Source organism: Actinomycetospora lemnae (assembly GCF_028737315.1).
Taxonomy (GTDB): domain Bacteria; phylum Actinomycetota; class Actinomycetes; order Mycobacteriales; family Pseudonocardiaceae; genus Actinomycetospora; species Actinomycetospora lemnae.
On record NZ_JAQZAO010000002.1, the window covers coordinates 530298 to 550288 of the forward strand.

At 75.4% G+C, this 19991-nt stretch carries 16 protein-coding genes; 11 read left to right on the plus strand and 5 right to left on the minus strand.

All coding sequences use genetic code 11. The annotated features are described in order from the left end of the window. Positions 1-8 precede the first annotated feature (8 nt). From PGB27_RS06230 to PGB27_RS06265, 8 genes are all read left to right on the plus strand, one after another. Positions 9-1571, plus strand: a complete 1563-nt coding sequence (locus PGB27_RS06230; protein WP_274199470.1) for an MFS transporter — start codon at positions 9-11, stop codon at positions 1569-1571. After that, the gene (locus PGB27_RS06235; RefSeq protein ID WP_274199471.1) at positions 1571-3202 is read left to right on the plus strand and encodes an amidase family protein; all 1632 of its coding nucleotides are present in this window, start codon (positions 1571-1573) and stop codon (positions 3200-3202) included. Before PGB27_RS06230 ends, PGB27_RS06235 begins: the two co-directional genes overlap by 1 nt. A gap of 73 nt (positions 3203-3275) precedes the next feature. Then, positions 3276-4433: a cobalamin-independent methionine synthase II family protein gene (locus tag PGB27_RS06240; RefSeq protein WP_274199472.1), complete on the plus strand. Its 1158-nt coding sequence runs from the start codon at positions 3276-3278 to the stop codon at positions 4431-4433. A 287-nt stretch (positions 4434-4720) separates the two neighbouring features. Beyond that, positions 4721-7891: a helix-turn-helix transcriptional regulator gene (locus tag PGB27_RS06245; protein ID WP_274199473.1), complete on the plus strand. Its 3171-nt coding sequence runs from the start codon at positions 4721-4723 to the stop codon at positions 7889-7891. Next, positions 7884-8636, plus strand: a complete 753-nt coding sequence (locus PGB27_RS06250) for a DUF5995 family protein (protein WP_274199474.1) — start codon at positions 7884-7886, stop codon at positions 8634-8636. The genes PGB27_RS06245 and PGB27_RS06250 overlap by 8 nt, the downstream gene beginning before the upstream one ends. Before the next feature lie 70 nt (positions 8637-8706). Then, positions 8707-9576, plus strand: a complete 870-nt coding sequence (locus PGB27_RS06255; RefSeq protein WP_274199630.1) for an RluA family pseudouridine synthase — start codon at positions 8707-8709, stop codon at positions 9574-9576. Next, entirely contained in the window at positions 9573-10094 is a 522-nt protein-coding gene (locus PGB27_RS06260) for a 2'-5' RNA ligase family protein (protein ID WP_274199475.1), read from the plus strand. The genes PGB27_RS06255 and PGB27_RS06260 overlap by 4 nt, the downstream gene beginning before the upstream one ends. Before the next feature lie 38 nt (positions 10095-10132). Next, positions 10133-11239 carry a nitronate monooxygenase gene (locus PGB27_RS06265; RefSeq protein WP_274199476.1) on the plus strand — a complete coding sequence of 369 codons (1107 nt, stop codon included), beginning with the start codon at positions 10133-10135 and terminating at the stop codon, positions 11237-11239. Here the strand turns inward: PGB27_RS06265 and PGB27_RS06270 are convergent. Next, positions 11230-11385 carry a hypothetical protein gene (locus PGB27_RS06270; protein WP_274199477.1) on the minus strand — a complete coding sequence of 52 codons (156 nt, stop codon included), beginning with the start codon at positions 11383-11385 and terminating at the stop codon, positions 11230-11232. The genes PGB27_RS06265 and PGB27_RS06270 overlap by 10 nt on opposite strands. A 198-nt stretch (positions 11386-11583) precedes the next feature. On the opposite strand from PGB27_RS06270, the gene PGB27_RS06275 reads away from it, so the two are divergent. After that, positions 11584-12006 carry an NUDIX domain-containing protein gene (locus PGB27_RS06275; RefSeq protein ID WP_274199478.1) on the plus strand — a complete coding sequence of 141 codons (423 nt, stop codon included), beginning with the start codon at positions 11584-11586 and terminating at the stop codon, positions 12004-12006. A gap of 30 nt (positions 12007-12036) precedes the next feature. Here PGB27_RS06275 and PGB27_RS06280 read toward each other — a convergent pair whose 3' ends face one another. Next, complete coding sequence (locus PGB27_RS06280) at positions 12037-12774, minus strand: proprotein convertase P-domain-containing protein (RefSeq protein WP_274199479.1); 738 nt, start codon at positions 12772-12774, stop codon at positions 12037-12039. A 217-nt stretch (positions 12775-12991) separates the two neighbouring features. On the opposite strand from PGB27_RS06280, the gene icmF reads away from it, so the two are divergent. Next, the gene (icmF, locus tag PGB27_RS06285; RefSeq protein ID WP_274199480.1) at positions 12992-16225 is read left to right on the plus strand and encodes a fused isobutyryl-CoA mutase/GTPase IcmF; all 3234 of its coding nucleotides are present in this window, start codon (positions 12992-12994) and stop codon (positions 16223-16225) included. Between the two features lie 28 nt (positions 16226-16253). On the opposite strand, the gene PGB27_RS06290 is transcribed toward icmF, so the two are convergent. After that, positions 16254-17639, minus strand: coding sequence for a wax ester/triacylglycerol synthase family O-acyltransferase (locus tag PGB27_RS06290; protein ID WP_274199481.1), 1386 nt, complete (start codon positions 17637-17639; stop codon positions 16254-16256). Positions 17640-17715: 76 nt separating this feature from the next. Between PGB27_RS06290 and PGB27_RS06295 the strand changes: the two genes are divergently transcribed. After that, positions 17716-18498 carry a helical backbone metal receptor gene (locus tag PGB27_RS06295; protein WP_274199482.1) on the plus strand — a complete coding sequence of 261 codons (783 nt, stop codon included), beginning with the start codon at positions 17716-17718 and terminating at the stop codon, positions 18496-18498. A gap of 3 nt (positions 18499-18501) precedes the next feature. Here the strand turns inward: PGB27_RS06295 and PGB27_RS06300 are convergent, their stop codons facing one another. Both PGB27_RS06300 and PGB27_RS06305 read right to left on the minus strand, forming a co-directional pair. Next, on the minus strand, positions 18502-19188 hold the full coding sequence (locus PGB27_RS06300) for a hypothetical protein (protein WP_274199483.1): 687 nt from the start codon (positions 19186-19188) through the stop codon (positions 18502-18504). A gap of 21 nt (positions 19189-19209) precedes the next feature. Then, the gene (locus tag PGB27_RS06305) at positions 19210-19971 is read right to left on the minus strand and encodes an SDR family NAD(P)-dependent oxidoreductase (RefSeq protein ID WP_274199631.1); all 762 of its coding nucleotides are present in this window, start codon (positions 19969-19971) and stop codon (positions 19210-19212) included. Between the last annotated feature and the right edge of the window lie 20 nt (positions 19972-19991).

Genomic DNA, 19991 nt, shown 5'->3' on the forward strand with positions numbered 1-19991 from the left:
ACGGCCCCGTGCCCGCGACGGATCACCAGCGCACCGACGACGGGACACCCGTCCCCGGACGCTGGCGGGCCCTCGCGGTCTGCATGCTCGCCGGTGTCATGATCTTCGTCGACGTCAGCATCGTGAACGTCGCCCTGCCCGCCTTCCAGGACGGTCTGGGCGCGAGCCCGGCGGACCTGTCCTGGATCGTCGCCGGCTACACGCTGACGTTCGGCCTCGCCCTCGTCCCCGCCGGACGGCTCGGCGACGGCCGGGGCCGCAAGCGGGTGCTCGTCGCCGGCCTCGTGCTCTTCGCCCTCGCGAGCCTCGCGGCCGGGCTCGCCCAGGACGCGACGTGGCTCGTGGTCGCCCGCCTGGTCCAGGGGCTCGCGGGTGGTCTGGTCAACCCGCAGCTGCTCGGCCTCATCCAGCAGATGTTCCGCGGGACCGAGCGCGGCACGGCGTTCGGCGTCTTCGGTGCGGTCAACGCCTCGTCGACGGCGATCGGGCCCCTGCTGGGCGGGCTGCTCATCGCCGCCGGCGGGCCGGGCGAGGGCTGGCGCTGGGTCTTCCTCGTCAACCTCCCGCTCGCGGCGGCGGCCCTCGCGCTCGCGCCCCGTCTCCTGCCCGCCGACCCGGCACCCGACCAGCGCACCCGCACCTCCCTCGACCCGATCGGGGCGGTCCTCCTGGGCGTCGCGGTGCTCGGGGTGCTCCTGCCGGTGGTGCTCGCCGAGCGCGACCCGGCCGCCGCGCCCTGGTGGACGCTCGCGGTCGGCCTCGTGGTCGGTGTCGGCTTCGTCGCCTGGGAGCGGCGCTACGCCCGGCGCGGTCACGACCCGCTGCTCAACGAGCGGGTGCTGCGCAGTCCCGGCTACGTCCTCGGCACCGCGCTCGGCACCCTCTACATGGCGGGCTCCACCGCGATCTTCTTCGTGCTCACGGTCTACCTGCAGCAGGGCCTGGGCTACTCCGCCCTGCTCGCGGGGCTCGCGACGATGCCCTACGCCGTCGGGTCCGCGGTCGCGGCGGCGTGGGGCGGGCGCGTGGTCGCGCGGGTCGGGCGCCCGCTGGTGCTGGCCGGCACGCTCGTGATGGCCCTCGGGATCCTCGCGACCCTGCTGGTCGTCCGGGTGCGCACCGACCCGTCCACCGGCCTGCTCACCGCCCTGCCGCTGCTCGTCGCCGGCATCGGCAGCGGCCTCGTGATCACCCCGAACCAGGCGCTGACCCTCCAGCGCGTGCCCACCGACCAGGGCGGCACCGCAGGCGGGATGCAGCAGACCGCGCAGCGCATCGGCTCGTCGATCGGCATCGCGCTGGTCGCGACGGTGTTCTTCGCGGTGCTCGCGGCGTCCGGCCAGCAGTTCGGCACGGCGCTCGCCGCGGGGCTCGCCGTGGTGCTCGCCTGCGTCCTCGCGGCCGCCGCCCTCGGCCTCGCCGACGTCGTGCGCCGGCGCCGGGCCCGCCGGCCCGTCCCCGACCTCACCGCCGTGGGCACCGGGCTCGCCTCCGGCACCGCCACCGACGTGACCGACGACGCCACCGACCCCCACACCACCGCCGGGACCCACGGACACCCCCACCCCTGATGCGCCTCCTCCTCGCCGTCCTCGCCCTGCTCGCGACCCTGGTCGCGGGCTGCGCCGACCGTCCGGTGGCCACCGGGGGCCAGGCCGGACCCCCACCGAGCACCCCGGCTGCGGCGGAGACACCACCCGCCGGGACCGCACCGGCGAGCCTCGACCTCCAGACCGCCGACCTCGCCACGCTGCAGGACGCGATGGCGCGCGGCCGGCTGACCGCGGCCGCGCTCACCGCCTCCTCGCTGGACCGCGTCCGCGCCGTCGACCCCGGCATCCACGCGGTCATGGCCGTCGATCCCACGGTCCGCGACCAGGCCGCCGCCAGCGACGCCCGCCGCGCCGCCGGACGAGTCGGGCCGCTCGAGGGCATCCCGGTGATGGTCAAGGGCAACACCAGCGTCGGCCCGACCCTGCCGACGACCGCGGGCTCGCTGGCGCTGGCCGACTCCCGCCCGCCCGAGGCCGAGGCCGTGCGCCGGCTGCGCGATGCGGGCGCGGTCGTGCTCGGGACGACGACGATGACGGCGTGGGCGGGAGCCCGCTCGTCGCAGTCCGCGAGCGGCTGGAGCGCGACGGGCGCCACCACCGGCAACCCCTACGACCCCGCGCGCACCGCGTGCGGCTCGAGCTCCGGCTCGGCGGCCGCGGTGGCGGCGGCGCTCGTCCCGGTCGCGCTCGGCACGGAGACGTCGGGCTCGATCGTCTGCCCGGCGGGCACGAACGGCGTCGTGGGCGTCAAGCCCGGGACCGGGCTGGTCAGCCGCACGGGCGTGGTGCCGTACTCGCTGGCCCAGGACACGGTCGGCCCGATCGCGCGCTCGGTGCGCGACGCGGCCCTCGTGCTGTCGGTCGTGGCGGGCACCGACCCCGCCGACCCGTCGACCGCCGAGGCCGACGCGCACCCGGTGACCCCGACCGTCGTGCCCCGCCCGCTCACCGGCGTCCGTCTCGGCGTCCTGCGCGAGGACCAGGGCTCGAGCGAGGAGACCGACGCCGCGTACGCCGCCGCGCTCGACCGCCTCCGGAGCCTGGGTGCCGAGCTCGTCGAGCCCGTGGGCCTGCCGAACGCGAGCCGGGCGAAGGCCGCTGCCAACGCCGCGCTGACGACGGAGATCGCGCACGACCTCGGTGCCTACCTGCGCTCGCCGGGGGTGTCGGGGCCGCGCTCGCTCGAGGAGCTCATCGCGTTCGGCCGCGAGCAGGCGGGCCGGGAGATGCCGTTCTTCGGGCAGGATCTCTTCGAGCAGGCCGCGGCGACCCGCGGCGACGTCACCGACCCGCGCTACCGGGCGGCCCGTGCCGACGCGACGTCGCGCAGCCGCGCGGACCTCGACACGGCGCTGGCCGGCGTGGACGCCCTGGTCTCGCCCACCAACGCCCCCGCCTGGCCCACCGACCTCGTCAACGGCGACCACTTCTCGGTCAGCCCCGCCGGGCCCGCGGCCACCGCCGGCTACCCCAGCACCAGCGTCCCGATGGCGATGTCGCACGGGATGCCGGTGGGGCTCTCGCTGATCGGACCGCGGTGGTCGGAGGGCCGGCTGCTGGCGCTCGCCGCCGGCGTCGAGGAGGGGCTGCACGCCCGGGTGCCCCCGCCGCTGCCCCCCGCGACGGTGGCCCTGACGACCGGGCGCTGAGGCATGCCGGGGCGTTCGCCCCACCGGAACGACGTGGTGCCCGGCTCCCCGCGGCCCTCCTAGCGTCGGTGACATGCAGCGCAGCACCGACCGTGTCCTGACGACCCACGTCGGCAGCCTCGCCCGGCCCGAGGCCCTGCTCGACACAATGCGGGAGAAGGAGCACGGCCGTCCGTACGACGCCGACCTCTTCGCCCGGCAGGTCACCGAGGCGGTCGCCGACGCCGTCGCCCGCCAGCGCGAGACCGGGATCGACGTCGTCACCGACGGCGAGATGGGCAAGGTCAGCTTCGCGACCTACATCCAGCGCCGGCTGGACGGCTTCGCCCCCGACTCCGGGGAGCGCCTCCTGCCGCCGTCGTGGCAGGTCGAGATCGACGCGTTCCCGGAGTACTACGAGGGCTACCTCGGCAAGTACACGAAGACGGTCGCGCCGATGGTCGAGATCGCCTGCACGGGCCCGGTGCGCTACACCGGCCACGACGAGCTGCAGACCGACCTGGCCAACCTGCAGAAGGCGCTCGCGGGCGTCTCCGGCGTCGTCGAGGCGTTCCTGCCCTCGACCTCGCCCCGCGGCTTCGGACGCAACGAGTACTACGCGACCGACCGGGAGTACTACGAGGCCGTCGGCGAGGCGCTGCGCGAGGAGTACCTGGCGATCGTCGACGCGGGGTTCCTGCTGCAGGTCGACGACCCGTGGCTGATCGAGATCCTCTCCGACCCGACCCTCGAGCCCGCCGACCGCGACCGCACCGCCCGCGAGCACGCCGAGATCGTCAACCACAGCCTGCGCGGCATCCCGACCGAGAAGATCCGGCTGCACACCTGCTACGGCCTCAACCACGGCCCGCGGATCCACGACATCGGCATGGGCGAGGTCGCGCCGTACATGCTCGGCATCCGCGCCGGCGGCTACTCCTTCGAGGTCGCCAACCCGCGCCACATGCACGAGTGGAAGATCTGGCAGGACCTCGCACTGCCCGAGGGGTCGGTGCTCATCCCGGGCCTGCTCGGTCACGCGCAGAACTACGTGGAGCACCCGGAGCTGATCGCCGACATGATCGGCTGGTACGCCTCGGTGGTCGGCCGGGAGAACGTCATCGCCGGCGCGGACTGCGGGTTCTCCTCGCGGGCGAGCTACTCGCCGGAGGTGCACCCGAGCGTGGTGTGGGAGAAGTTCCGGGCGCTGAGCCAGGGCGCCGCGATCGCCACCGAGCGGCTCTGGGGCTGAGCTCCCCCGCAGCGAACGCGGAAAGGGGAGGCGGGGCCCGGCCGGCGTCCCCCCGGGCGCCCGCTGCCCCGCCTCCCCCTCCCGTCGCGCGCCCGGCCGGGGACGGCGGGGCGAGCGCGAGGACGTCCGAGCGACTCCCTCCCGGTCCCCCGACGACCGTCGACCCGCCCTCGGGGAGAGCCTCGCCGATCACGCGTGAGCGGCACATCAGAAGAAATGACTAGGTAGGACGGGGCCTGCGTACGCCACTGGACGGCGTCGTTTCGTCCGGCCTAGCGTCTTCCGTCGTGCCAGGTCAGGGGGGATCCGACGCCGACGCCGGCGGGGTCGGGCCCTGGCGCGCCGCGGACGCCGCCGTCCTCGCCCGCTGCTGGGACCGGGCCCGCACCGACGGTGCGCTGACCGTCGTGCTCACCGGCGACGCCGGGGCGGGCAAGACGCGGCTGGTCCGCGGCCTCGCCGACCGCGTCGAGGCCGACGGCGGGGTCGTCGTCGCCGGCGCGGCGGTCGACGTCGGCGAGCAGCTGCCGCTCTGGCCGGTCGCCACCGGGCTGCGGCGCCTGCTGCGGGCCCCCGACGACGCGTCGGCCCCGGTGCTGGTCGCGCGCGCGGCCCTGGCACCGTGGCGCGACGAGCTCGCCCCGATCCTGGACCCCGGGCCGGGGACGCCGCCGCCCTCGGGCGGGCACCTGCTCGAGCTCGTGCGCCGGGTGCTCGTGGCGGTGGCCGCCGAGGTCCCGGTGCTCGTCGTCGTCGACGACCTCCACTGGGCCGACCGCACCACCCGCGAGCTGGTCGTCTCGCTCGTCGCGCACCTGGCCGACGAGCGCGTCCTGCTCGTGGCCACCGCCCGCTCGGAGGCCCTCGACGCCGCCCACCCGCTGCGCCGGATGCTCCCCGAGCTCACCCGCGACCGGGCGGTGCGCGCGATCGAGCTCGGGCCGCTGCCGCGGGCGGTCGTCACCGAGATCGTGCGGGCCGACGGCGGGGACACGGCGCTCTCCGAGCTCGTGTGGCGCCGCTCGGGCGGCAACCCCTTCATCATCGCCGAGACCCTCGCCGCCGTCGCCGACGGCGCCACGGACGGCCTCTCCCCCGGCCTGCGCGGGCTCGTGCTGGGCCGGCTGTCCGGGCTGCGCCCGCTCGCCCGGACCGTCGTCGCCGCCCTCGCGCTCGGCGAGGAGCCGGTCCCCCACCGGCTGCTCGCCGAGGTGGTCCGCGCCGACGACGAGGACGACCTGCTCGCGGCGCTGCGCGAGGCCGCGGAGGCGGCGATGGTCGTCGTCGATCCCGAGGTCGACGGCTACGCGCTGCGGCACGGGCTCATGCGCGACGTGGTGGCCGGCGAGCTGATGCCCGGGGAGCGCCGCGGCCTGCACCGCCGCTACGCCCTCGCGTACGAGGCCGTCCTCGGCGACGGCCGCGAGTCCGACCCGGACCACGGTCCGGCGGTGACGCTGCGGCGCGCCCACCACTGGGCCCGCGCCGACGACCCCGAGCGGGCGCTGCCCGCCGTCGTCCACGCGGCCACCGTCGCCGAGCAGATGCACGAGTTCGGCACCGCGTACCGGCAGTGGATGGCCGCGCTGGCCCTCGTCGCCGCCCGCGCCCTCCCGCCGTCGGCCCGGGTCCTGCCCGGGCACCGGCCCCCGGCGCTGCCCCCGGCCGACGCCGACGCCGACGCGGGCGACCTCCTGACCCGCGCCGCCGACACCGCCCGGCTGGCCGGCGAGTACGACGCCGCGGTCGACCTGCTGCAACGGCTCGTGCCCGACCCCGCCGCGGCCGGGGCCGCCGAGCTCCCCGCGGTGGTGCGGCTCGGGCGCTCGCTGCTCGACGCCGGGCGCACGGGCGACGCCGTAGCGGTGCTGGACGACGCCGGGCGGGCCGCGGGGCGCGTCGGCGACGACCCCGCCCTCGCCGCCGTGCACGCCGCGCACGCCGAGGCGCTCCTGATCACCGGGGACGTGCGCGGCGCCCGGCGCGAGGCCGAGCGCGCGCTCGCGGTGTCGCGCCGGCACGGCGAGCAGGCCGAGCAGGCGCCGATGCTCGCGACGCTGGGCTTCGCCCTGGCCTACCTCGAGAACCCCGACGCCGGGCTCGCCGCCGTCGCCGACGGGCTCATGATCGCCGAGCGCTCGGGCGACGCCGCGGCGGTCGGGCGCGCCTACCAGTCCTGGGCGGACCTCCTCTCCGGCCCGCTGGGCGAGCTGCACGAGGGCGTCGAGATCGCCCGGCAGGGCGTGGCGCGCATGCGGGATCTCGGGCTCGCACGGTCCGCGGGCGTGCGGCTGCTCGCCACCGCCGCCAACGGCCTGTTCCGGCTCGGCCGCTGGTCGGAGGCCTCCGACGCCGTCGACGAGGCCTGGGCGCTCTCCCCCACCGGCGCGGACGCGCTCGAGGTGCGCCTCGCGCGGTGCCGCCTGCAGGTCGGGCGCGGCGAGTTCGTCGAGGCCGACGAGGACCTGCGCGCCGTCGACCTCCTCGCGCTCGACGGCACCGGCGAGGAGGCCGGTGACCTGCTCGCGGCGGGCGGCGGCGACGGCGAGGCGCCCGACGGCCGGGCCGGCACGCCGCCCCGGCGCGGGACCGTGGCCTCGCGCTACCGGGTGCCGCTGCTGACCCTGCGCGCCGGGGTCGAGATGTGGCGCGGGCGCCCCGACCTCGCCCGGGCCCTCGTCGCGCGGGGTCTCGACGTCGCCGAGCACACGCCGGACGACGTCTTCCTCGTCGCGCCGCTGGTCTGGCACGGGCTGCGCGCCGAGGCCGAGGCGGCGGCCCGGGGCATGGCCCCCGACCGCGCCGCGCTCGACCGCCTCGCCCGCCACGTCGCCCACCTCGAGCAACGCATCCCGCACACCGTGCCCGCGCTGCGCCGCGTCGTCCTTGCCTACGTGCGGATGTGCCACGCCGAGACCGGGCGCGCCGCCGGGGCGTCGGACCCGGTGGCGTGGGGGCAGGTCGCCGAGATGTGGAGCGCGCAGCTCAACCGCTACCCCGCCGCCTACGCCCTGCTGCGGCGCGCCGAGGCGCTGCTCGACACGGGCGAGCGGCGCGGGGAGGCGGCCCGGGCGCTGCGCGCGGCGGCGGCCACCGCGAGCGAGATGGGCGCGGGCCCGTTCCTCGACGAGATCGCGCGGCTGGCGCGCCGGGCCCGCCTCGACATCGTCCACGCCGGCGACGCGGCGGTGACGACGGCGCACGGCGGGTCCGGCGGCGCGGTGGCCCCCGAGCTCGCCGCCCTGACCGCCCGCGAGCACGAGGTCCTCGCCGTCCTCGCCGACGGGCTGTCGAACCGCGAGATCGCCCACCGGCTCTACATCAGCGAGCGCACCGTCGCGGTCCACGTCTCCCGGGTGCTCGCCAAGACCGGCACCCGCTCCCGCACCCAGGCCGCGGCGCTGCTCCAGCGCGTCCGCGCCCGACCCACCGGATCGGAGAGAGGTCACCGTGGCTGAGTCGCCCCAGGCCAACGCGAAGGCGCTGGCGAAGCTCTCCGACCCGCGGCCCGAGGACGTCGAGAAGGTGATCAAGGCCCTCGACCGGATCGCGGACCGGGCGGCCAAGCTGCCCCCGCAGGGTCCCGAGGACGGCGTCGCCTGCTTCACCCGGCTCTACCACCAGATCACCGTCGACGTGCTGGACGCCTACCGGCAGGGCGGGCTCTTCACGTGCCCGGGCGACTTCATCATCGAGCTGGACATCGCGTTCGCCCGCCGCTACCTCGACGCGATCGTCGCCCACGCCGGCGGCGGTTCCGGGGCGCCGCGGTGCTGGCGGGTGCTGTTCGACCGGCGCCAGGAGGACACGGCGCCGTGGCGGTTCGCGGCGGCCGGGGTCAACGCGCACGTCAACTTCGACCTCGCGTTCGCCCTGCTCGACGTCTGGGAGCGCCACCGCGTCCCGCTGGGCACCGTCGAGCAGCAGTACGCCGACTACCTCGCGATCAACACGATCTTCGAGCGCAACATGGACGAGCTCTGCAACCGCTTCGACGCCCCGTGGTCGGACGTCGGCGGCGACGGATCGTTCTTCGACCGCGCGGGCAACGTCCTCGGCGACATCCTCGTCACCGGCACCCGTGACCTGGCCTGGGACTTCGCCGACCGCATGTGGCGGCACCGCGGCAGCTCGAGCTACCGCACCGTGCCGGAGGCCACGCTGGACATGGTGACCACGGGGCTCGCGACCGCGCTGATCTAACCTCGACGGCGTGCCCCGCCGCAGCCCCCCGCTCCCGCCCCGGGACGGGCTGGACCCCGCGCGGGTGCGGATGCCCGACGACGGGCCGTGGGCGACGCTGCGCGACCACCTCGTCGAGCGGCTGCCGGTCCCGCCCGCGCGGGTCGACGCGATGCTCGCCGAGGGCCGGATCGTCGGCGACGACGGGCCGCTGGCCCCGGACGCGCCGTTCGTGCCCCGCTCGGTGGTGTGGTTCCACCGCGACCTGCCCGACGAGGCGCCGGTGCCGTTCGACGTCGAGGTCGTGCACCGCGACGACGAGGTCGTCGTCGTCGACAAGCCCCACTTCCTCGCGACGATCCCGCGGGGGCGCCACGTCCGCGAGACCGCGCTCGTCCGGCTGCGCCACCGGCTGGACCTGCCGTTCCTGAGCCCCGCCCACCGGCTGGACCGCGTCACCGCCGGGCTCGTGCTGTTCGTCGTCGACCCGTCGCGGCGCGGCACCTACCAGAACCTCTTCCGCGACCGGCGCGTCACGAAGGTCTACGAGGCCGTTGCGCCGCACGACCCGGCGCTCGACCTGCCCCGCGTGGTGCGCAGCCGCATCGTCAAGGAGCGCGGCGTCGTGACCGCGCAGGAGGTCCCGGGCGAGCCGAACGCGGAGACCCTGGTCGAGCTGCTCGAGCACCGCGACGGGCTGGCGCGCTACCGGCTCACGCCGCACACCGGTCGCACCCACCAGCTGCGGGTGCACATGGCCTCGCTCGGCGTGCCGCTGCTCGGGGACCCGTTCTACCCGGAGGTGCGCGACGTGCCGCTCGACGACTTCCGGGCTCCGCTGCAGCTGCTCGCGCGCGAGCTCGCGTTCCCCGACCCGCGGACCGGGCAGGAGCGGCGCTTCACGAGCCCCCGGACGCTGCAGGCCTGGGACGACGCCGACGGCTGGCGGGCGGGCCGGTGACCGACACCGACCCCCTCGTCGTCACCGCCCTCCTCGACGCGGCGAGCCAGGACGAGCTCGACGCCCGGCGCCGGCGCTGGTTCCCCGCGGGGCGGCGGGTCGTCGGCGCGCACCTGACGCTCTTCCACGCGCTGCCCGGGGAGCGGGCGGACGAGGTCGCGGCCGTGCTCGACGAGGTCACCGACCGGGCGCCGATCACCGCCACGATCGAGGCCCCGGTCTCGCTGGGCCGCGGCGTCGCCCACCCCGTTGACGCGCCGGGCCTCGGGGACGTGCACCGGGCGATCGCGCAGCGCTTCGCCGGCGACCTCACCCGCCAGGACCAGCAGCGCCTGCGCGCGCACGTGACCGTGCAGAACAAGGTCGACCCGGCGACCGCCCGCGCCACCCTCGCCGAGCTCGCGGCCACCCATCGGCCGTGGACGGCGACGATCACCGGGCTGGGGCTGTGGCGCTACCGGGGCGGGCCCTGGGACGCGGTGGGCGAGTACCGGTTCCGGGACGGCGGCACCGGATAGGGGCGGCGACCGGGAGCGGTGCGGGGCACGATGCGGGCGTGCCGACGCTGCCCCCGCTCGACGTGCCGTTGATCGCCGCGCCCATGGCGGGCGGTCCGTCCACCCCGGCGCTGGTCGCCGCCGTCGCCGAGGCGGGCGCGATGGGCTTCCTCGCCGGCGGCTACCTCACCGGGGAGGCGTTCGACGAGCAGCTCACGGACCTGCGGGCCCGCAGCGACCGGCCCTTCGGCGCGAACCTCTTCCTCCCCGCGCCGCCCGACCCGGACCCCGCCGCGCGCGCCGCCGCGGTCCGCGAGTACGCGGGGACGCTGCAGGGCGAGGCGGAGCGGTACGGCGTCGAGCTCGGGGCACCGCGGGTGGACGACGACGCCGTCGACGACAAGATCGCCGTCCTGGCGCGGCACCGGCCCGCCGTCGTGTCGGTGACGTTCGCGCTGCCCTCGGCCGAGCGGTTCGCCGCGCTGCGCGCCACCGGGGCCTGCCTCGTCGCGACGGTGACGTCGGTGGCGGAGGCCCGTGCCGCGGAGGTCCAGGGCTTCGACGCGCTGTGGGTGCAGGGCCGCGAGGCGGGCGGGCACCGCGGGGTGCACCTCGACTCGGGCGGCGACCCGGAGGCGGGCGCCGAGCCGCTCGAGCGCCTGCTGCCCGTGATCCGGACCGCGACCGATCTGCCGCTCGTCGCCGCCGGTGGGCTCCACGACGGGCGGGAGGTCGCGCGGATGCTGGCACTGGGAGCGGCCGCCGTCGGGCTGGGTACCGCGTTCCTGGGTGCGCCGGAGGCCGGCACGTCGGCGACGCACCGGGCGGCGCTGCGCGAGGGTGGCCGCGACACCGTGGTGACGCGGGCGTTCACCGGGCGCCCGGCGCGGGCGCTGGTCAACCGCTTCACCCGCGAGCACTCGGCCGCGGCCCCGGCGGCCTATCCGGAGCTGCACCACCTCACCCGGCCGGTGCGCGCCGCGGCGTCACGGATGGGCGACGTCGAGGCGGTGCACCTCTGGGCGGGCACGGGCCACGGGGCGGTCACCGGGGAGCCGGCGGCCGAGCTCGTCGCGCGCCTGGACCGCGAACGCCGCGCCACGGACGGGAACGGCCCGTCCCCCGTAGGGGACGGGCCGCACGTCGCGCTCGGGGATCAGAAGTAGGTCTTGCGGCCGCCCACCCCGCGGCCCACCGCGCCCAGGATCGTCAGCACGAGGCCGACGACAGCGAGGATGGCGCCGATCGTGTAGAGGATCGAGATGCCGGTGATGGCACCGATGATGATGAGGATGACGCCCAGGATGATCACTGCTACTACTCCTCGGTCACGAATTGATCACTTGCTCGGGACTGCCAATTACCCCGCCGCATGAACGAGGACACACCGCAACCGGACCATTCCTGGGTCGTCCATTCGCGGCACACGGCGTATGCCGGACGGACACTCCGCGTCGAGGTCGAGGACGTCACTGCGCCGGCCGGGGACCGCTTCGACCACGAACGGGCGGTGCTCCCCCAGGTGGCCGTGGCGCTCGTCCTCGACGCCGAGGACCGGGTGCTCGTGCTGCGCACCCACCGCCACGTCGTCGACCGGGAGGGGTGGGAGCTGCCGGGCGGGGTCGTCGAGCCCGGCGAGGACCCCCAGGAGGCCGCGGCCCGGGAGGCCGCCGAGGAGACCGGCCGCCGCCCCGCCGGCCCCGGGCGCACGCTCGTGAGCTTCGAGCCGCTGCCCGGCATGGTCGTCTCACCGATGTCGGTGCACGTCTGGACCGACAGCGAGCCCGGCGACCGCCCGCTCGATCCGTACGAGCCCGGCCGCGCCCGCTGGATCCCGTTCGCCGAGGCGCTGCGCCTCGCGCTCACGGGCGAGCTGCTGGGTTCCGGCTCGCTCGTCGGGGTGCTCGCACTGCAGGCCGAGCGCACCCGCTGAGCTGGCCCCGCGACGAGCGAGGGACGCGACTCAGCTCGTCTGGACCGTCAGGCCCCAGCCGGTGAGCGAGCCCTGGTCGATGCCGACGGCGTCGACGACCTGCAGCCGCCACTCCCCGCCGGCCTCCTGACCGACGAACGGGGCGAGCGGGCTGCCCGGCGTCGTGCTGTCGAGGTTGACCTCGAGGTCCGGGGTCGAGCGGCTGCAGGTCGGCGGGTCGGCGAGGGTCACCGGCGTCCCCTGCGGCGAGACCAGCACGACGGTGAGGTCGCACGTGTAGGGGTGGGTGATCGACGCCTCGACGTGCACCGACTGCACCGTGCCCGAGCCGTCGAGGGTGAGGGGCACGGTGAGGCCGTTCGGGTCGGCGTCGGGGATCGCCGCGCCGGTCGTCGACACCGCGATGAGCGTGCCGCCGCCGGAGAACAGCAGGAACGCGCCGACGACGCCCGCGACGAGCGCGAGCGCGACGCCGCCGACCAGCCAGCCGATCCACCCGCGCCCGCGGGGCGCCGGCGGGCCGTAGCCGGGCACCGCCCCGGTCGGCGGCATGCCGTACGCGGGCTGGCCGTACGCGGGCTGGCCGTACGCGGGCGGGCCGTACGCGGGCTGGCCGTACGCGGGCGGGGCGCCGTACCCGCCGCTCCCCGGCGGCGGGTACGCGCCGTACCCGGGCTGGGCGTACCCCGGCTGCCCGACGACGGTGGTCGGGGCGGACGGCACGCCCTGGTCGGCGGGCGGACCGGGCGGCGTGGTCGGGGTGGTCAAGGCGGTCTCCCGGGGGGAAGGAGCGGGTGGGACGCGGACCGGAGGAAGTCTCCTGTCATCCTCGACGCACAGTAATCATCTCCGGGTTTCGTACACCCACCTGTCACCCGTTGAGCCCAGCGACGACTTCGTTGCGTGAGTGACACGCGTCGCCCCACGTCAAACGCTATGACGTCCTACTATTTGCGGGAGGCGCCCACAGGACTGCGAGGGAAGCATGACGGACGAGCTGTACGTCCCGACCCACCCGATCCGCTTCGTCACCGCGGCGAGCCTGTTCGACGGGCACGACGCCGCGATCAACATCATGCGGCGGATCCTCCAGCGCCAGGGCGCGGAGGTCGTCCACCTCGGCCACAACCGGTCGGTCGACGAGGTGGTCACCGCCGCCATCCAGGAGGACGCCCACGGCGTCGCCATCAGCTCCTACCAGGGCGGGCACCTGGAGTACTTCTCGTACCTGGTCGACCTGCTGCGCGAGCGCGGCGCCGGGCACGTGAAGGTCTACGGCGGCGGCGGTGGCGTCATCGTCCAGGAGGAGATCGACCAGCTGCACGCCCACGGCGTGGAGCACATCTTCTCCCCCACCGACGGCCAGCGCCTGGGCCTGCCGGGCATGATCAACACGATGATCAGGGCGTGCGACGTCGACCTCGGCGCGCAGCCCCCGTCGAGCTGGGACGGCGTGTTCACCGGCGAGCCGGCCACCCTCGCGCGCGCCCTGTCCGTGGCCGAGGCCGGCGCCCTGCCCGACGACGTCCGCGAGCGCGCGACATCGACGATCGAGGGCAAGCAGGTGCCGGTCCTGGGGATCACGGGCACCGGTGGCTCGGGCAAGTCGTCGCTGACCGACGAGCTCGTGCGCCGCTTCCGCCTCGACCAGGAGGACAAGCTGCGCATCGCGGTCCTCGCGGTCGACCCCACCCGGCGCAAGGGCGGCGGCGCGCTGCTCGGCGACCGCATCCGCATGAACTCCCTGGGCGGGGCGCAGGTCTACTTCCGCTCGATGGCGTCCCGGGGCGGCGGTGGCACGCTGCCCGAGCACCTCGACGACGCGATCCTGCTGCTGCGCGCCTCCGGGGTCGACCTCGTCATCGTCGAGACGCCGGGCATCGGGCAGGGCGACGCCGGGATCGTCGACCTCGTCGACGCCTCGCTCTACGTCATGACACCGGAGTTCGGCGCCGCGTCGCAGCTCGAGAAGATCGACATGCTGGACTTCGCCGACGCCGTCGCCATCAACAAGTTCGAGCGCCGCGGGGCCGACGACGCCCGTCGCGACGTCGCGCGCCAGCTCGTCCGCAACCGCGACGCGTTCTCGTCGTCGTGGGAGGACATGCCGGTCTTCGGCACCAGCGCCGCGACGTTCCACGACGACGGCGTGACCGCGCTCTACGGCCACCTGCGCACGCTGCTCGGCGAGCACGGCCTCACGGTCGGCGAGGGCCGGCTGACGATCCCGGACACGAAGACCTCGACCGAGTTCGCCGCCTCGATCCCGCCCGAGCGCGCCCGCTACCTCGCCGACGTGGCGGGCACGGTGCGCGGCTACCACGAGCAGACGGACGCGATGGTCGCGGCGGCGCGCCGGCGCGCGGCGCTGCGGACGGCCGTCGAGGCCCTCGGCGATCGCGACGCCGGCGAGCTGCCCGCCGTGCTCGCCGAGGCCGAGCGCGACCTGCCGGGCGAGGCCGCGGCCCTGCTCGACGCGTGGCCGGCGACGGTCGAGGCCTACGCCGGCGACGAGATGGTCGTCCACGTGCGCGACAAGGAGCTGCGCACCCAGCTCACGCGGGAGACGCTCTCGGGCAACAAGGTCAACCGCGTCGCGCTGCCGCCGTTCACCGCCGACGAGGAGGTCCTGCGCTTCCTGCGCCGCGAGAACCTGCCCGGGCACTTCCCGTTCACCGCCGGGGTGTTCGCGTTCAAGCGCGAGGGCGAGGACCCGGCGCGCATGTTCGCCGGCGAGGGCGACGCGTTCCGCACCAACCGCCGGTTCCACTACCTCTCGCAGGACTCGCCCGCGAAGCGCCTGTCGACCGCGTTCGACTCGGTGACCCTCTACGGCCACGACCCGGCGACCCCGCCCGACGTCTACGGCAAGGTCGGCACGTCCGGGGTCTCGATCGCCTCGCTCGACGACATGGAGGTGCTCTACTCGGGCTTCGACCTCACGTCGCCGACGACCTCGGTGTCGATGACGATCAACGGCCCGGCGCCCGCGATCCTCGCGTTCTTCCTCAACACGGCGGTCGACCAGCAGGTGGACGCGTTCCGCTCCGAGCACGGGCGGGAGCCGTCCTCCGACGAGCGCGCCGAGCTCGCGGAGCACGCGTACCGCAACGTCCGGGGCACGGTGCAGGCCGACATCCTCAAGGAGGACCAGGGCCAGAACACCTGCATCTTCTCCACCGAGTTCTCGCTGCGGATGATGGCCGACATCCAGGAGTGGTTCATCGAGCACGGGGTGCGCAACTTCTACTCGGTGTCGATCTCCGGCTACCACATCGCGGAGGCCGGGGCGAACCCCATCTCGCAGCTCGCGTTCACGCTCGCGAACGGCTTCACCTACGTCGAGTCCTACCTCGCGCGCGGCATGGACATCGACGACTTCGCGCCCAACCTGTCGTTCTTCTTCTCCAACGGCATGGACGCCGAGTACTCCGTCATCGGCCGGGTCGCGCGCCGCATCTGGGCGGTGGCGATGCGGGACCGCTACGGGGCGAACGAGCGCAGCCAGAAGCTGAAGTACCACGTGCAGACCTCGGGACGGTCGCTGCACGCGCAGGAGATGAACTTCAACGACATCCGCACGACGCTCCAGGCGCTGTGCGCGCTCTACGACAACGCGAACTCCCTGCACACCAACGCCTACGACGAGGCCGTCACCACCCCGTCGCAGGAGTCGGTGCGCCGCGCGCTGGCGATCCAGCTGATCATCAACCGCGAGTGGGGCCTGTCGATGAACGAGAACCCGCTGCAGGGCTCGTTCGTCATCGACGAGCTCACCGACCTCGTCGAGGAGGCCGTGCTGGCCGAGTTCGACCGCCTCGCGGAGCGCGGCGGCGTGCTCGGCGCGATGGAGACCGGTTACCAGCGCGGCAAGATCCAGGACGAGTCGCTGCTCTACGAGTCGCGCAAGCACGACGGGACGCTGCCGATCGTCGGCGTCAACACCTTCCTGCCGCCCGAGGACGCCGAGCAGGAGGCGCCGGAGCTCGACCTCTCCCGCGGCACCGAGGAGGAGAAGCAGGGGCAGCTGCAGCGGGTCGCCGACTTCCAGGCCCGCCACGCCGACGCCGCGCCGGAGGCCCTGCGCCGGCTCCAGGACGTCGCCACCTCGGGCGGCAACGTCTTCGCCGAGCTGATGTCCGCGGCGCGCGTCTGCACCCTGGGCCAGCTCACCGAGGCGTTCTTCGAGGTCGGCGGGCAGTACCGGCGCTCCATGTGAGCTCCGCCCAGGTGAGCAGAGAGAAGGGCTACAGCCCTTCTTCCTGCTCACCTGCGCGAAGCGCACCGAGCTCGTCCTCCAGGGCCGCGACGAAGCGGTCGACACCGTCCTCGCCGCCGAGCACGCCGGTGTCGGCGGCGACGCCGAGGCGCACGCGCCCGGCGTAGCTCAGGATGCTCACGCCCAGGGCCAGGCGCCCCGAGCACGGCACCCAGAACAGCAGGTCGCGGATCGGCGTGCCGGCGAGGCTCAGCTCGCGCACCGGGCCGGGGACGTTGGTGATGATCAGCGACGCCGCCTCGGCGTAGCGCCCGACGAGCGCCTGGGTCCAGGCGGCGCGACCGTGCCCGGCGGCCGCGATCCCGATGAACGTGGCCAGCGCCTGGTTGGTGCGCTTGATCTCCGACATCACCCGGTGCACGCGCTCGACGCGCCGGCCCGGGTCCGGCTCGTCGGTGGGGATCGTCGGCAGCACGAGCCCGAACTCGTTGCCCAGCCAGTGCGACACCGGGCGGTCGAGGCGGCGCAGGTTCGTCGGCATGACCGCCCGCAGGCGCGGCGTGTCCTCCCCCAGGTAGGTCCGCAGCGCGCCCGCGATCGCCGCGCACAGCACGTCGTTGACGCTCGCGCCGTGCTCCTTGCCGGCCTGCTTCACCGCGGCGAGGTCCACCGACCGCGTCCAGCGCGCCGACTTCGCCGTCCCCAGCTCGCCCTGCAGCGCCGTCGCGGCGTCCGCGGGCGGGCGGACGATGAGCGCGGTGGAGCGCCCGATCGCCGTGCTCGTCGCCGCCAGCTCCTGCGCGCCGCCGGGCCGTGACGACCCCGCCACCGTGCGGGTCAGCCGGCGCAGGCGCTGCGGGATCTCGCGGCGCACGAGCCGGACGTCGCGCACCCCGCGCCGGCGCTTCGGCGGGGCGGCGTAGGCGACCGGGGTGCCCTCGTCGGTGCCGGGTGGGTCGTCGGCGAGCGCGTGGAAGAGGTGGTTGAGCGCCACGCCGTCGGCCAGGCCGTGGTGGATGCTCACGATCACCGCGGTGCCGGACCCCTGCCAGCCCGTGAGCACGTGCATCGCCCACCACGGTCGGTCGGGGGGCAGCGGGCGGGACATCAACCGCCCGACGTGCCGGGTCAGGGCGGCGTCGTCGCCCGGCGCCTCGAGGGCGACGGTGTCGACGTGCGCGGTCATGTCGGGGTCGTGGTCGACCCACCGCACGGGCCCGAGGCCGCTCGGCGACCACGTCGGGCGCTGGCGCAGCCCCGGGTAGGCGGGCAGCCACCGTTCCGCGACCCGCTCCCGCACCGTCGCGACGTCGACCGGCCCGTCGCAGAACAGCACCCCGTGCACGACCATGCGGTTGGCGGGCTGCTCGAGCTGCAGCCACGCGGTGTCGATGCCCGACGCCCAACGATCCACGACGGTGTGCCTCCGGTCACGCAGAAGATGCCGGTACCGACGGTATCGGACTTCGCTCGGGTGGCACGCTGGGGGCATGAACGTCGTCGACGACGAGGGCCGCCGCGTCCCGCTCCCCGCGACCGTCAGGCGTGTGGTCAGCCTCGTCCCATCGCTCACCGAGGCCGTCGGGGTCACCGAGCCGGGCCTGCTGGTGGGTGCGACGGACTGGTGCACCCACCCCGACGACCTGGACGAGCACGGGGTGACGCGCGTCCGCGGGACGAAGAACCCCGACATCGACACGATCGTCGCGCTGGCGCCCGACGTCGTGCTCGCCAACGCCGAGGAGAACAAGCCGGAGGAGCTCGAGAAGCTGCGCGCGGCCGGCCTCGCGGTCTACGTCACCGACATCCGCACCGTCGACGGCGCCCTGCGCTCGCTGGAGCGCGTGCTCGCCGCGTGCGGGCTCGACCGCCCGGCGTGGATCGACGGCGCCCGCGCGGCGTGGGACTCGCTGGCCCTGCCCGACCACACCCGCCGGGCCGTGGTGCCGATTTGGCGCAAGCCGTGGATGGCGGTCGGGTCGGACACCTTCACCGGGTCGGTGCTCGCCCGCCTCGGCGTCGAGAACGTGCTGGCCGACAGCCCCGAGCGCTACCCGCGCTTCGACCCGGCCGACCTGCCGGCCCACGACCTCGTCGTGCTGCCCGACGAGCCGTACCGCTTCACCGCCGACGACGGCCCGGAGGCGTTCGAGGCGCCGTCCGCGCTGGTCAGCGGGCGTCTGCTCACGTGGTACGGGCCGAGCCTGCTCGAGGCCGCCCGCGTGCTGCCCGAGGCGCTGGCGGCGGCGGACGAGTCCGCGACGACCCCGTAGTCGCTACGACGAGGCCGTGCGCCGCACCTCGTCGTGGGAGCCCTCGACCTCGATCCGGGCGAGGGCCCCGGCGAGGCGCCCGGTCTTCTCGGCGTCGCTGCCGTAGCGGGCCAGGTCCGCGGCCGTCTCGCCGAGCCCCAGCGTCGCCGCGGCCCGCAGGGCGCGGTCGTCGGCGAACGGGGAGACCTCCTCCCAGAGCACCTGCACCTCGCGCAGGAACACGTCGGCGACGGCGTCGTCGACCCCGGGCAGGGCGGTGAGCAGCTCGCGCTCGCGGGCGGGGTCGCGGCCGGCCTCGTCGCGCAGCGCGCGCAGGTCGCCGCCCCAGTCCGCCGACAGCGAGGACGCGAGGGCCACCAGCGTCCCGGCGTCGCCGGAGGCTCTGTCGTCGCGGTCGTCGTCGCGGTCGAAGCCCTCGACGGCGGCGCCGAGCTCCTTCGCGACGTCCTTCTCGTTCGCCGCCGCGAGGTCGGAGGCGGTGTGCCAGCGGTTGGTGACCTCGTGCGCGGCGCGCGCGGGACCCGTCGCCTCGCCGCGGGGGGCGACGAGCACCGCCGCCACGAGCAGACCGAACAGGCTCGCCGGGTTGTTGGTGCGTCCGAGCCCGATCTCCTCGGCGAACCCACGTCCCTCGCGCTCGAGCACGGCGCGGGCGGTCAGCTTCTGCTCCTCGGTGAGGGTGTCGTCCATGACCGCCGGGCTACCCGACCGCTAGGTGGTCGTCACCCCGCCGTCGACCGTGACGGTGGTCCCGGTGACGTACGAGCCCGCGTCGGACACCAGCCACACGAGCGACGCCGCGAGCTCCTCCGGATCCCCGATCCGCCCGGCGAGCACGCGGGGCATCATCTTCTCGAGGTAGCCCTCCTGGTAGCTGTCGGTCATCTCCGAGGTGAAGAAGCCCGGGGCGAGCGCGTTGACGCGGATGCCCTTGCGCGGCGTCCACTGCTGGGCGAGGTCGCGGGTCAGGCCCAGCAGCCCCGCCTTCGACGCCGAGTAGGCGGCCTGCGGCAGGCCGGCCGTCGTCAGCGCGAGGATGCTCGAGACGTTGACGATCGCGCTGCCCTGCGGCATGTGCGGCACGACGGCCTGGGCCATCCAGTAGCAGCCGTTGAGGTTGACGTCGATGACCTGGCGGAACTGGTCCGGGGTCTCCTTGGTCGCCGGGTAGGCGGTGCCGATGCCGGCGTTGTTGACCAGGATGTCGATCTTCCCGAACTCGGTCGCGGCGGCGTCGGCCAGCGCGCGGCAGTCGTCGGGCGACGCGACGTCGGTGCTGACGGTGAGCGCGCGGCGCCCGCGCTCCTCGACGGCCTTGCGGGTGTCCTCGAGCTTCTCGGCGCGCCGGGCGCCCAGCACGACGTCGGCGCCCGCCTCGGCCAGCGCGGTGGCGAACACCACGCCCAGCCCGGAGGAGGCGCCGGTGATCACGGCGACGCGGTCGTCGAGTCGGAAGCGGTCGAGGATGCCCATGGTCACGGGACCGTAGGGCA